Source organism: Blastococcus sp. SYSU DS0619 (assembly GCF_054051035.1).
Genome location: NZ_JBJHAM010000002.1, coordinates 248,061 through 260,232, shown reverse-complemented (window position 1 = coordinate 260,232; position 12,172 = coordinate 248,061). Strand labels below are relative to the sequence as shown.

The window sequence follows — 12,172 nt, the reverse complement described above, 5'->3', positions numbered from 1 at the left end:
AGCGGAAGAGGTGGACCCGGCTCCCCGATCCAGAGGAGCCGTCCGCGCGCACATACGTGGGAGCACACGTGGCACAGGGCACCGTGAAGTGGTTCAACGCCGAGAAGGGCTTCGGCTTCATCGCCGTGGACGGCGGCGAGGACGTCTTCGTCCACTACTCGGCCATCCAGATGGACGGGTACAAGAGCCTCGACGAGGGTCAGCGCGTCGAGTTCGACGTCGTCCAGGGCTCGAAGGGCCCGCAGGCCGACGCCGTCCGCAGCGCCTGATCGCAGCGCCTTCCACGGAGGCCCGGACCCCTCGGGGTCCGGGCCTCCGCTCGTCCGGGGGACCCCCGTTCTTGCACTCGGCAGGGTCGAGTGCCAAACTCGTTTCTGGCACTCGGGGCTCCCGAGTGCCAATCAGGTCGGAACGGTGAGGCACCGGTCCGTGGGCCGACGGAGCGTCCACGTCGCTGGTGTCGTCCGTCGCGGGCGCCGAACCCGGCCGTGCAGCGATCCATGCTCGGAGGACATCACCACATGGCCAAGATGATCGCGTTCAACGAAGAGGCGCGCCGCGGCCTCGAGCGAGGGATGAACACCCTCGCCGACGCCGTCAAGGTGACCCTCGGCCCCCGTGGCCGGAACGTCGTTCTTGAGAAGAAGTGGGGCGCGCCCACCATCACCAACGATGGTGTGAGCATCGCCAAGGAGATCGAGCTCGAGGACCCGTGGGAGAAGATCGGGGCCGAGCTCGTCAAGGAGGTCGCGAAGAAGACCGACGACGTCGCGGGTGACGGCACCACCACCGCCACCGTGCTGGCCCAGGCGCTCGTGCGCGAGGGTCTGCGCAACGTCGCCGCCGGCGCCAACCCGATGGCCCTGAAGAAGGGCATCGAGGCCGCCGTCGCCTCGGTCAGCGAGTACCTGCTCTCCACGGCCAAGGACGTCGAGACCAAGGAGCAGATCGCCGCCACCGCGTCGATCTCCGCCGCCGACCCCGCCATCGGCGAGCTCATCGCCGAGGCGATGGACAAGGTGGGCAAGGAAGGCGTCATCACCGTCGAGGAGAGCAACACCTTCGGCCTCGAGCTCGAGCTCACCGAGGGCATGCGCTTCGACAAGGGCTACATCTCGCCCTACTTCGTCACCGACACCGAGCGCATGGAGGCCGTCCTCGACGACCCGTACGTGCTCGTCGTCAACTCGAAGATCAGCTCGGTCAAGGACCTGCTCCCGCTGCTGGAGAAGGTCATGCAGTCGGGCAAGCCGCTGGCCATCATCAGCGAGGACGTCGAGGGCGAGGCCCTCGCGACCCTGGTCGTGAACAAGATCCGCGGCACCTTCAAGTCCGTCGCCGTCAAGGCCCCGGGCTTCGGTGACCGCCGCAAGGCCATGCTGGGCGACATCGCCATCCTCACCGGTGGCCAGGTCATCAGCGAGGAGGTCGGCCTCAAGCTCGACACCGCCGACCTCGAGCTGCTCGGCCGGGCCCGCAAGGTCGTCGTCACCAAGGACGAGACGACGATCGTCGAGGGTGCGGGTGACACCGACCAGATCCAGGGCCGGGTCAACCAGATCCGCAGCGAGATCGAGCGGTCGGACTCCGACTACGACCGGGAGAAGCTGCAGGAGCGCCTGGCCAAGCTGGCCGGTGGCGTCGCCGTCATCAAGGCCGGCGCCGCGACCGAGGTCGAGCTCAAGGAGCGCAAGCACCGCATCGAGGACGCGGTGCGCAACGCCAAGGCCGCCGTCGAGGAGGGCATCGTCGCCGGTGGTGGCGTCGCTCTCGCGCAGGCCACGGCCGTCGCGTTCGACAAGCTGGAGCTCGAGGGCGACGAGGCGACCGGTGCCAACATCGTGCGCGTCGCGCTCGAGGCGCCGCTGAAGCAGATCGCCATCAACGCCGGCCTCGAGGGCGGCGTCGTGGCGGAGAAGGTGCGCAACTCGGAGACCGGCTGGGGCCTCAACGCCGCCACCGGCGAGTACGTGGACCTGGTCGCGGCCGGCATCATCGACCCGGCCAAGGTCACCCGCTCGGCGCTGCAGAACGCCGCCTCCATCGCGGCGCTCTTCCTCACCACCGAGGCCGTCATCGCCGACAAGCCGGAGAAGAACGCTCCGGCCATGCCGAACAGCGATGGCATGGCGGGCATGGACTTCTGAGTCCGGCCACCCGGTCCTGAGAGGGACCTGCACCACCAGCACTGCCCGGCAGGGGCGGTCCGCTTCGGCGGGCCGCCCCTGTCGGCGTCCGCGGGCCGGGTCACTCCGGCGGGAAGCAGCAGAACTCGTTGCCCTCGGGGTCGGCCAGCACGTCCCAGTCGAGGTCTCCGCCCTGCGCGCGCACGACCCGGGCGCCGGCCGCCACCAGCGCGTCCCGGTCGCCGACGACGTCGAGGTGCATGCGGTTCTTCACCCACTTGGACTCGATCACCGGGTTGATCCAGATGTCGGGCCCGGCGCCCGAGGGGTCGATGATCAGCGCCGGCCAGTCGCGTTCCCGGGCGGTGCCGTCGTCGAGCACGTCCTTGCGCACGTAGCCCAGCGCCGCGGCCCACCAGTCGGCCATCGCGTGGTGGTCGCGGGCGTCGAGGCAGAGGTCCTTGAACCGGGCGGGGGCGTCGGCCATGCCCCGACCTCACCACATCCCGGCAGACCGAGGGCCCGCCACCGGATGGTGACGGGCCCTCGACGGGTGTGCTCAGCGGACCTCGACGGGGAACGGCCCCGAGACGCTGCCCTCGCTCGACTTGATCCAGATCTCCGTCGGTGCCGTCGCGGGTGCCGGGTCGACGGTGATCTCCCAGGCGCCCACGTTCTCCGGAGCCTCGACCGCGCCCACGACGCCGGTCGGGTAGCCGGCGATCGGAGCCGCCGCCGGTCCGGTGCCCGCGGCGTTGGTGCGGTGCACGGTGATCGTCGCCCCCGGCACGGTGCCCGACCCGGAGATCCGGAACTCGTCCCCGGCCCGGAACTGGGCCAGCCCGATCGCGACGTCGTCGCCGACCACCCGGTGGTTGACCCCCGCCGACAGGGTGCTGTACGCGGTGGCGGCCGGGGTCCTGGACTGCACCCGGAAGACGTACCGCTGACCGTCGGCGCTCTTCGGCAGGCCGGTCACCTGGGCCGTGGTACCAGTGACGACCACGTCCCGGTCGGCCTGGAGCACGACCGTGGCCGCGTCCGTCGCCGTCGCGTCCGTCCGCAGGAACACCCGGACCCGGTAGCCGGTGGCGTCCGGCACCGGGTTCCACGCGAGGTCGACCCGTCCCTGGGGCGCGGCCGGGTCCGGTCCGGCGCCGGCCGTTCCGGTGATCGCCAGCCCCGTGGGCGCGACGGCCGGGGCAGCGGGCGCCGGCGACACCACGCCGGAGCCGTGCGTGGCGTTGCCGACCGCGTCGATCGCGACGTAGTGCACGGTGGTGTTGGCCGTGGTGACGGGGATCGGCGCCGTGTAGAGCGTCGCGGTGGCCGACGGGACGTTGCCGCCCTCCACCGTCGTCACCGGGCTCCCGTCGGTCGTGTAGTAGAGCGTCCCCTCGTCGGCCGTCAGCGTCAGGGAGGAGGTCTCCACCGCCGTGGTGCCGGTCAGCTCGGGGCTCGTGGTCACCACGGGAGCCGTGGTGTCCGCCGAGCCGTCCTCGTTGGGCGGCGCGATCGTCCCGGCCAGGGCGAACGGAGCGCCGATCTCGCTGCCGACCATCGAACGGACCTCGATGGTGTACAGGGCACCGCCGGTCAAGCCGTCCAGGACGACCTGCGTGGCGCCCGCGCCCACCCGGTAGCCCTCCTGCCGCTGGGTGGCCTGGTCGATGGCGGTGACGCTGTAACCGGTGACCGGCGCGCCACCCGCGACCGGGGCCGCGGACGCCCAGGTGACCGTGGCTGCGGTGCCGTCGGCGTTCCACACCGTGGAGTACTCACTGACGGGAGGCTCGGCTCCGTCCGGGCCGGGTGGGCAGCCGGGAGCGCCACCGCTGGCGAGCCCGTACTCGGCCAGGGTCAGGCCGAGCTGTGCCTCGACGGTGGTGGCCTCGGCCATCCAGCTCAGCGCCACCGCCTGTCCCTCGAACACCAGCTGCTGGTCCGACGGCGACAGGTCGCCGAAGGTCACGGAGAACTCGCCGTTCGCCGCGGTGCCCGAGACCGTGTAGCCGGTCGGGACCTCGTCGGGCACCTCGGTGGGGCTCCAGCCGATCGCCCGCTCACCGATGGCGCCCTCGTCCCGCATCGCCGGGTTGACGACCTCGACGGCGAACCGGTCCAGGCTCACGTCGGCGCCGTAGCTGCCCGAGAACGTCACGGAGTTGACGTTCCCCTCCGCCGGGTCGCTGGCGGTCACCTGCGTGATCGCCGCCGAGCCGACCTGCATGCCGTCCACCAGCGGGGACCCGCTGAAGGACAGCGACACCTCGTCACCGGCCCGGAGGTCGGGCGTGACGCCGGTGAAGCAGCTGGCCGAGTCGTGGTTCCACTCCCGGAAGCCGGTGTCGTCGACGACCCCCGTGGCGGTGCCGACGGTCTGGCCGTCACGGGTGACGGCGAGGGTCGCGGTCTGGCCGGCCTGGGCGGTGTAGCCCTCGATGGCGATCATGTCGCGGTCGGGGAACACCTCGATGTTGCCCGGCCCGCTCGGCGGGTTGCCGGCAGAGGCGCTCGTGGCGACTCCGATGAGCCCGGCGGTGGCGGTGATGGCCGCGAGGCCGCCCGCCAGGGCGCGGCGCCTCCGGCCGGCGGGGTGGAGCGGTCCGGTCGCGGAGGTGGCCAGAGGTCCGGCCTCTCTTCCGCGACCGCGCCCGGTGGTCGGTCCTGTTCTGGTCATGGCCTGCTCCGCGGTTCGCGCTCGTTCTCCCCGGTCGAGGGAACGTGCACACGGTCGTCGAGCGGAGCGGTGGCGAGGCAGCCGAGGGGTGGGGGACGGGGACCCCCCAAAAGGGGAGGGGGCGGCCCCCGGGCGCCGGGACGTTCACGCGTGGTCGCCCGGGGTAGGCGGCTGACCGTGACGGTGATCATCGGGACGTCGGGGTGGCAGTACCGCGACTGGCGCGGCGCCTTCTACCCGCAGAAGCTCGCCCAGCGGCTGTGGCTCGAGCACTACGTCGAGCACTTCGCCACCGTCGAGAGCAACAACGCCTTCTACCGGCTGCCCGAGCTCGAGACGTTCCAGAAGTGGCAGGAACGGACGCCTGCCGACTTCCGCTGGGCGGTCAAGGCCAGCCGGTTCCTCACCCACATCAAGCGGCTGCGCGAGCCGGAGGAGCCGGTCGGCCGGCTGATGGGCCGCGCCGAGGGTCTGGGGCAGAAGCTGGACACGATCCTGCTCCAGCTGCCGCCCACGCTGAAGGCGGACACCGACCTGCTCAGCGAGTGCCTGGCGCAGTTCCCGGTGGGCACGCGCGTGGCGGTCGAGCCGCGGCACGAGTCGTGGTGGACCGACGAGATCCGGGTGCTGCTCGAGCGGTACGGGGCTGCGCTGTGCTGGGCCGACCGGGACGAGCAGCCGATCGCACCGCTCTGGCGCACCACCGACTGGGGTTACCTGCGCTTCCACCACGGGTTCGAGGGGTGGGGCTACCGCGCCGAGACCCTGCAGCTGTGGGCCGACCGGCTCGTGGCGACCTACGGCGACGACGACGTCCTCGTGTACTTCAACAACGACCCGGGCTGCAACGCCGTCATCGACGCGGTGCGGTTCGCCGACTGCGTCCGCCGGGCCGGGGGGACGCCGACCCGTGTGCCCACGGCCGACCAGGCGACCGGGGTGGCCTGGGCGCCGGTGGAGGTCCCCCCGGCCTGACGGCGCGGGTCAGCCGTTCCCGGCCCCGCGCCCGGCGTCCGCGCCGGCCTGCTCGGCTGCCCCGCGAGCGGCCTTCTCGGCGTCGCGGGCGGCCTGCTCGGCGTCCTTGGCAGCCTCCCGGGCGGCCTTCTCGGCCTCGCGCGCGGCCTGCTCCTGGGCCTTGGCGGCGTCGCGGGCGGCCTTCTCGGCGTCGTTGGCCGCCTGGCGTGCCTGAGCGGCCGCCAGCGCCTCCTGGGCGTGCTCGTCGGCGTGCGTGACGGCGTTGTCGAGCCCGCGGAGGCCGCTGTCCTCGGCGGGCTCCTCGGTCTCCAGCGGCTCGGTCTCGGTCGGCTCCACCTCGGTCTCGAGCGGCTCGGTCTCGGTCGGCTCCACCTCGGTCTCCAGCGGCGCCACCTCGGTGGTGTCCGGGCTCGTCGAGTCGGCGTCGGTGGCGTCGTCGGTCCCCGGCAGGTCGACGGGCGAGACCGTCTCCAGGGCCGACGCGACGGTGTCCTGCACCGGGGCCGGGAGCGCGCCTGCCGCGCCGGCGCCGGTCACGCCGGCGGCCGCGATGCCCAGGCCGGTGGCCACCTGTGCCGCGGTGCCGGCACCGGCGATCTTGGCGACGACGGCGGCGAATCCTTCGAGCAGTGCCACGGGTGAGTTCCTTCCGAACGACGGACCGCGGGCGCGGCTGTTCGGACGGTTATCGGCAGCTGGAGCGGGCGGCTGCAGCCGACCGGGGCGGGATCACCCGGACGGAGTCATCCGGTCGGCAGCTGGGCCAGGTGCTCGGCGACCGTGCGCGGCGGCCGACCGAGCAGGTCGGTGAGCACGCGCGGGCTGCCGGTGAACCCGTGCGCGCGGTACCAGTCGAACATCGTGGTCCGGCAGCGGCCGGCGTAAGTCCCGTCGTCGTCGGCCCGGACGTCGACGGCGGTGACCGGGCGCCCGGAGCGTGCGGACAGCAGCGCGGCGACGTCGGGTGCGGTCAGCTCCTCCGGGCCCACCGCCTCGAAGGTGCCGCTGTCCAGGCCGTCCGCGGTGAGCAGCACCGCCGCGGCCTCGGCGACGTCGCGCAGGTCGACGAAGGACTGCGCCTGCTCCAGCCCCCAGGGGCTGCGCAGCTCGCCGCTCTCCACGGCGGCGGCGACCTGTCCGTCGAGGTTGTCGGCGTACGCGCAGGGCTGCAGCACCCGCCACCGCGCCGCCGTCCCCGCGACCGCGCCGTCGAGAGCCTCCTCGACGCGGTCCTTGGCGGCGTGGTGCGGCATCGCGCGGGCCTGGGGGCGCAGCACCGAGTGGTAGACCAGCCGGCGCACCCCGGACCGGGCGGCCTGCGCCAGGACCGCCGGTGCACCGGTCGCCTCGCCCGGGTCGAAGTTGGGCCAGATCAGGTACAGCGCGTCGGCGCCGGCCAGGACGGGGGACAGGTCGCCGGTCAGGTCCCCGACGACGACCTCGGCGCCGAGGACGTCCAGCGCCGGGCGCGGGCGGCGCGACGGGACGACCGCGCGGACCTCCTCGCCCCGGGCCTGCAGCGCCCGGACGACGGCGGTGCCGGTGGCCCCGCCGGCGGCGGTCACGACGATCACAGGACGTCGGTCGCCTCGGCGTGCCGCACGCCGAGCTGCTCCGCCGCCTGCCCGAGCACGTCCTGCACGACGAGCGTGTCGGCCAGCGGCATGACGGCGCTCTCGGTCCGGCCGGCGCGCAGGCACTCGGTGACCTCGACGAGCTCGTGCGCGTACCCGGTGCCGGTCTGCGGCCGGGTGATCGTCTCCGGCTCGGCGCCGGCGCGGTGCAGCACGATCGTGTCCGGGTGGTGGAAGCGGGGCAGCACGTCGATCCAGCCGGTCGTCCCGAACACCCGGGCCTGCCCCGGCAGGGCGTTGCGCAGCGAGGTGGTGAGCGAGGCCGTGCGGCCGTCGCCGAAGTCGAGGAGCAGCGAGGCGTCGGCGTCCGCCCCCGACGGGAACAGCGAGCCGGCGGCGACCACGCGCTGCGGCGTGCCCAGCAGCATCTGCGCGAAGGAGACGACGTAGACGCCCAGGTCGAGCAGTGCGCCGCCGCCGAGCGCCATGGCGAAGAGCCGGTCGGCCGGGTCGTACTCGCGGGCCACGCCCAGGTCCGCCTGCACCGAGCGCAGCTCGCCGATGGCGCCGTCGGCGATCAGCTCGCGCACCGCCACCACGGCCGGCTGGAAACGCGTCCACATGGCCTCCATGACGAAGACCCCGGTCTCCCGGGCCAGGTCCACCACCTCGACCGCGCCCGCGGTGGTCGCGGTGAACGACTTCTCCACCAGCAGCGCCTTGCCCGCGCGGAGGGCGGCCAGCGCGAGCGCGTGGTGCTGCGGGTGCGGGGTGGCCAGGTAGAGCACGTCGACGTCCGGGTCGGCGATGATCGCCGCGTACGAGCCGTGCGCTCGGTCCAGCCCGTGCCGGGAGGCGAAGGCGTCGGCCCGCTCAGGGGACCGCGAGGCGACCGCCACCGGTCGCGCGTTCGGCACGTGCGCGAAGTCGTGCACCACGTTCTCGGCGATGCGGCCCGGACCGACGACTCCCCAGCGGATCTCTGTGCTCACCCCCGAGACGGTAGCGGTGAGCCGAAACGCAGCAGGTTGCCGTCCGGGTCGATGTGCGCCCCTTCGCGCAGGCCGTAGTCGGTGTCCACCGGGCGTCCGGTGCGCGGCACGTCCGCCCACTCGTCGGCCAGCGCGTCCGCGTCGGGGACGTGGAGGTACGCGGCGGCGGCTGTCCTGAGCGGGTCGTGGTCGGCGACGACGACCAGGTGGATCTCGATCCCGGCACGGGCGGCGAAGCCGTAGCCCTCGTCGTGGGCGGTGACGTGGCAGCCCAGGGCGGCGTAGTGCTCCATCGCCCGCGCCAGGTCGGTGACGGGGAAGATCGGCGAGATCCGGACCGGCGGGTGCTGGCGCGTCATGCCCGGCAGACTGGCACGGGTGACCGTGCTGATCGACTCCCCGGTGTGGCCGTGGCGCGGCCGCCGCTGGTCCCACCTGGTCAGCGACGTGAGCTACGACGAGCTGCACGCCTTCGTCGCGGCCGAGCTGGGCATCCCGCGGCGGGCCTTCCAGGGCGACCACTACGACGTCCCCGAGGACCTCTACGACGTCGCGGTCGCGGCCGGCGCCGAGGCGGTCGAGTGCCGGGAGCTGCTGCGGCGCCTGCTGGCCGCGGGTCTCAGGCTCCGGAAGCCCCGCCGGCCCGCTGCTTCAGCAGGGTGAGCTCCGCGGTCAGGTTCGCGCGGGCCAGCGGCTCCCACGCCTCGGCGGCGGGCAGCCGGTAGAGCCGGGGCAGCGCCAGCAACTGCTCCAGCACGGCGATCCGCCCGGCGGTGAACGCCTCGTCGTCGAGGTGCCCGTACTCCGCGCGGATCGCGGACGCGTAACCCGCGTAGGCGGCCGGTGGGCTGGCGAGCACGGCGAGGTCGGCGTCGCAGAGGGCCGCGCCGTTCGCGTCGCCCCGGGCCACGTCGTGCCCGGCGGTCAGCCGTACCAGCCGCGCCACCTCCTCGACCCGCTCGTCGGGGACCAGGCCGCGCAGGCCGGCGCGGGCGCGGTCGGCGCTGATCTGCTCGTTGTCCGACCGCCGGGGGTCGTAGACGACGTCGTGGTACCAGGCGGCCAGCCGCACGGCGGCGGGATCGGGGACGTCGGCGACCAGCCGGTCGACCAGGCCGAGCACCGCCGCCAGGTGCGCCAGGTCGTGGTACGTGCGGTGCGGCTCGCTCCACGCCGCGACGAGGGCGGCCCACTCGGTGCGGGAGGTGGGGGAGTCGCCGGCCAGCTCCGCCCAGGCGTCGAAGCCGACGGGGCCGCTCACCGGACCCCGCAGCTGCGCAGCGCCAGCAGGGCGAAGGCGCGGGCCGCGGTGACCAGCTCGGCCACCGGTACCGACTCCTGCGGCCCGTGCGCGAGGTGCAGGTCGCCCGGGCCGTAGTGCAGCGTCGGGATGCCCGCGGCGGCGTAGAGCCGCAGGTCGGTACCAGCCGCGATCGCCCGCTCGGCCGGCTCGTCGCCGCCCGCGTCCACCACGGCGGAGCGCATCGCGGGCAGCAGCGGGGAGCCGGCCGGCAGCTCGCCGCTGGCGAAGGCGCCGCCGGTCCAAGTCAGCCGCACCGGGTGCGCGGCCAGCCACGGGTGGGCGGTGCAGACGTCGGCCAGCCGCGCCTCCAGCGCCGCCCGCGCCGTCTCCACGGGTTCGCCCAGCCGCACCCCGTACCGGCCCTCGGCCACCAGCCGGTCGGGGACGGAGCTCGCCCAGTCGCCGGCCTGCACCCGCCCGATGGAGATGCCGTGCGGGAACCGGGCCTCGCCGAAGCGCGGGTCGGCGTCGCGCTGCCGCTCGGCCTCGAAGGCGAGCAGCTCCCCGTGCACGTGCGCGAACAGCTCGACGGCGCTGACGCCGCGGTCGCGCATGGCGGCGTGGGTGGCGTGGCCGCTCACCTCCAGCCGGAAGGTGAGGGCCCCGCCGTGGGCGGTGACGACGGCCCGGGCGGTGGGCTCGGGGATGACGCACAGCTCGCCGGTGTGCCCGCGGCGCAGCGTGGCCCAGGCGCCGAGGCCGCCGTCCTCCTCGCCGACGACGCCGTGCAGCGCGAGCGGGCGGGCCAGGCGCACCCCCGCCGTCCGGAGGGCGTGCACCGCCGCCAGCATCGCGACCACCCCGGCCTTCATGTCGCACGCGCCGCGGCCGTGCACGGCGCCGCCGCTGATCCGGGGGACGAACGGATCGCCGGCCCACAGGTCGCGGTCGCCGGGCGGGACGACGTCGGTGTGCCCGGCGAGCACCAGCGCCGGCGCGCCGTCCTCGGCGCCGTCGACGGTGCCGACGACGCCCCACGCCTCGCTGCGCACGACCTCCTGGCCCGGGGCGCCGGGGGCGCTCGCCGCCTCCACCAGGTCGATCGGCCACCGGTCGACGGTGCAGCCGAGCTCGTCCAGCCAGTCGCCGAGCAGGTGCTGGACCTCGCTCTCGGCCGCGCTCCCCCCGACCGACGGGACGGCGATCATGGCGCAGAGCCGGTCCACCGCCCACTGCTCGTCGACGGCGGACAGCACGCGCGCCTCGACGGCGGTGGGGTCGGCCATGCGCGGGAGTCTGGCACGCGTCGCCGACGGGCCGGGACGGTGCGGACGGCTAGCTTGTCGGCCGTGAGCCAACCCCCGCCCCCGCCCGGCTGGTACCCCGATCCGGGCGGTGGCCCGGATATCCGGTGGTGGGACGGTCAGGGGTGGACCGAGCACGTCCAGCGGGCCGCGCCGCCGCCTCCGCCCGCGGCCACCGGCCCCTCGCTGTACGACCAGCCGGTCCTCCTGGTCAACCAGAAGACCAAGCTGATCGAGCTCACCAACGAGTACGCCGTCCTGGACGGCGACGGCCGGCAGATCGGCGCCGTCGTCCAGGTGGGGCAGAGCCCGCTGAAGAAGGCGGTGCGGCTGGTCTCGAACCTCGACCAGTTCCTCACCCACCGGCTCGAGGTGCGCGAGGCCCGCGGCCCGGTGCTGGTGCTCACCCGGCCGGCGAAGTTCGTGCGGTCGCGGGTGGTGGTGCAGCGGCCCGACGGTGCGCCGGTCGGGGAGATCGTGCAGGCCACCGTCTTCGGGAAGATCCGGTTCGACCTGGTGGCCGGCGGCCGGCTGGTCGGGGCGATCCAGGCGGAGAACTGGCGGGCCTGGGACTTCGCGATCACCGACGCGGCCGGCGTGGAGGTCGCGCGGATCACGAAGAAGTGGGAGGGGCTGGCCCGCACGCTGTTCACCACCGCCGACCGCTACGTCGTCCTGGTGCACTACCGCCTGCCCGAGCCCCTGGCCAGCATGGTCATCGCCTCGGCCCTGACCGTCGACACCGCCCTCAAGCAGGACGACCGCGGCTTCAACTGAAAAGTGCCGCGGGGGCGGGTGTCGGCCCGGGAAGCACGGGTAGCCTCGTACCTGTCCGGGCCGGGTGCATCGTGCCCCCGGGTGCCATTTGGTTACGCCTTCACGGACTACCGCCCCGACCTCGGTCGGGGGCCTGGAGCCGCGTTGTGCATCTCGCCGCGAGGCGGCCGTCATCCGGTCCGGACCTCACCTCCGATCGGCCCCGCCCTCCGGGTGGGGCCGATCGTCGTAAGGGGGCCTCAGGCCCCGCGCGAGGCCCGGGACGGCGTGGTCGCCCGATGCCCGGACCCCCGCCTCAGCACGACCGTTCCTCCCGTCACCCCCGACGAGGAAGGAACGGCCATGACCCTGCACTACCCGAACCCCGGCCTGGAGGCCGAGCTCGCCTACCGGCGCGAGGTGCTGCAGTCGCTCGGCCGCGGCGCCCGTAGCCGGCCGGGCCCCTGGGCGCGACTTCGTCGGCGTTCGCGCTGAGCACACCCGGACGGGGCGGAGCCGCGG

The 12,172-nt window shown here is 74.1% G+C and carries 14 protein-coding genes; 6 read left to right on the top strand and 8 right to left on the bottom strand.

Annotation, left to right across the window (positions count from 1 at the left end):
• Window positions 1-68 precede the first annotated feature (68 nt).
• Both ACI79T_RS03800 and groL read left to right on the top strand, forming a co-directional pair.
• A complete protein-coding gene (locus tag ACI79T_RS03800) occupies window positions 69-269 on the top strand; it encodes a cold-shock protein (RefSeq protein ID WP_456608720.1) in 201 nt (66 codons plus the stop codon).
• Window positions 270-521: 252 nt separating this feature from the next.
• Complete coding sequence (gene groL / locus ACI79T_RS03795) at window positions 522-2,147, top strand: chaperonin GroEL (RefSeq protein ID WP_456608719.1); 1,626 nt, start codon at window positions 522-524, stop codon at window positions 2,145-2,147.
• A 100-nt stretch (window positions 2,148-2,247) separates the two neighbouring features.
• On the opposite strand, the gene ACI79T_RS03790 is transcribed toward groL, so the two are convergent.
• Both ACI79T_RS03790 and ACI79T_RS03785 read right to left on the bottom strand, forming a co-directional pair.
• Window positions 2,248-2,613: a VOC family protein gene (locus ACI79T_RS03790; RefSeq protein WP_456608718.1), complete on the bottom strand. Its 366-nt coding sequence runs from the start codon at window positions 2,611-2,613 to the stop codon at window positions 2,248-2,250.
• Between the two features lie 72 nt (window positions 2,614-2,685).
• Window positions 2,686-4,806, bottom strand: coding sequence for a fibronectin type III domain-containing protein (locus ACI79T_RS03785; RefSeq protein WP_456608717.1), 2,121 nt, complete (start codon window positions 4,804-4,806; stop codon window positions 2,686-2,688).
• A gap of 177 nt (window positions 4,807-4,983) precedes the next feature.
• On the opposite strand from ACI79T_RS03785, the gene ACI79T_RS03780 reads away from it, so the two are divergent.
• Window positions 4,984-5,781: a DUF72 domain-containing protein gene (locus ACI79T_RS03780; protein WP_456608716.1), complete on the top strand. Its 798-nt coding sequence runs from the start codon at window positions 4,984-4,986 to the stop codon at window positions 5,779-5,781.
• Window positions 5,782-5,790: 9 nt separating this feature from the next.
• Here ACI79T_RS03780 and ACI79T_RS03775 read toward each other — a convergent pair whose 3' ends face one another.
• The 4 genes from ACI79T_RS03775 to ACI79T_RS03760 form a co-directional block, all read right to left on the bottom strand.
• Window positions 5,791-6,417, bottom strand: a complete 627-nt coding sequence (locus ACI79T_RS03775; protein ID WP_456608715.1) for a hypothetical protein — start codon at window positions 6,415-6,417, stop codon at window positions 5,791-5,793.
• Between the two features lie 107 nt (window positions 6,418-6,524).
• Complete coding sequence (locus ACI79T_RS03770; RefSeq protein ID WP_456608714.1) at window positions 6,525-7,355, bottom strand: SDR family oxidoreductase; 831 nt, start codon at window positions 7,353-7,355, stop codon at window positions 6,525-6,527.
• Window positions 7,352-8,347: a Gfo/Idh/MocA family protein gene (locus ACI79T_RS03765; RefSeq protein WP_456608713.1), complete on the bottom strand. Its 996-nt coding sequence runs from the start codon at window positions 8,345-8,347 to the stop codon at window positions 7,352-7,354. The genes ACI79T_RS03770 and ACI79T_RS03765 overlap by 4 nt, the downstream gene beginning before the upstream one ends.
• Window positions 8,344-8,706, bottom strand: a complete 363-nt coding sequence (locus ACI79T_RS03760) for a bleomycin resistance protein (RefSeq protein ID WP_456608712.1) — start codon at window positions 8,704-8,706, stop codon at window positions 8,344-8,346. The genes ACI79T_RS03765 and ACI79T_RS03760 overlap by 4 nt, the downstream gene beginning before the upstream one ends.
• A 19-nt stretch (window positions 8,707-8,725) precedes the next feature.
• On the opposite strand from ACI79T_RS03760, the gene ACI79T_RS03755 reads away from it, so the two are divergent.
• On the top strand, window positions 8,726-9,010 hold the full coding sequence (locus ACI79T_RS03755) for a DUF4031 domain-containing protein (protein ID WP_456608711.1): 285 nt from the start codon (window positions 8,726-8,728) through the stop codon (window positions 9,008-9,010).
• On the opposite strand, the gene ACI79T_RS03750 is transcribed toward ACI79T_RS03755, so the two are convergent.
• Together ACI79T_RS03750 and ACI79T_RS03745 are read right to left on the bottom strand one after the other, a co-directional pair.
• Entirely contained in the window at window positions 8,967-9,608 is a 642-nt protein-coding gene (locus ACI79T_RS03750) for an HD domain-containing protein (RefSeq protein WP_456608710.1), read from the bottom strand. The genes ACI79T_RS03755 and ACI79T_RS03750 overlap by 44 nt on opposite strands.
• On the bottom strand, window positions 9,605-10,876 hold the full coding sequence (locus tag ACI79T_RS03745) for an ArgE/DapE family deacylase (RefSeq protein WP_456608709.1): 1,272 nt from the start codon (window positions 10,874-10,876) through the stop codon (window positions 9,605-9,607). Before ACI79T_RS03745 ends, ACI79T_RS03750 begins: the two co-directional genes overlap by 4 nt.
• 63 nt (window positions 10,877-10,939) lie before the next feature.
• On the opposite strand from ACI79T_RS03745, the gene ACI79T_RS03740 reads away from it, so the two are divergent.
• Window positions 10,940-11,671, top strand: a complete 732-nt coding sequence (locus ACI79T_RS03740) for a phospholipid scramblase-related protein (RefSeq protein WP_456608708.1) — start codon at window positions 10,940-10,942, stop codon at window positions 11,669-11,671.
• Window positions 11,672-12,013: 342 nt separating this feature from the next.
• Window positions 12,014-12,145: a hypothetical protein gene (locus ACI79T_RS03735; protein ID WP_456608707.1), complete on the top strand. Its 132-nt coding sequence runs from the start codon at window positions 12,014-12,016 to the stop codon at window positions 12,143-12,145.
• The last annotated feature ends 27 nt before the right edge of the window (window positions 12,146-12,172 follow it).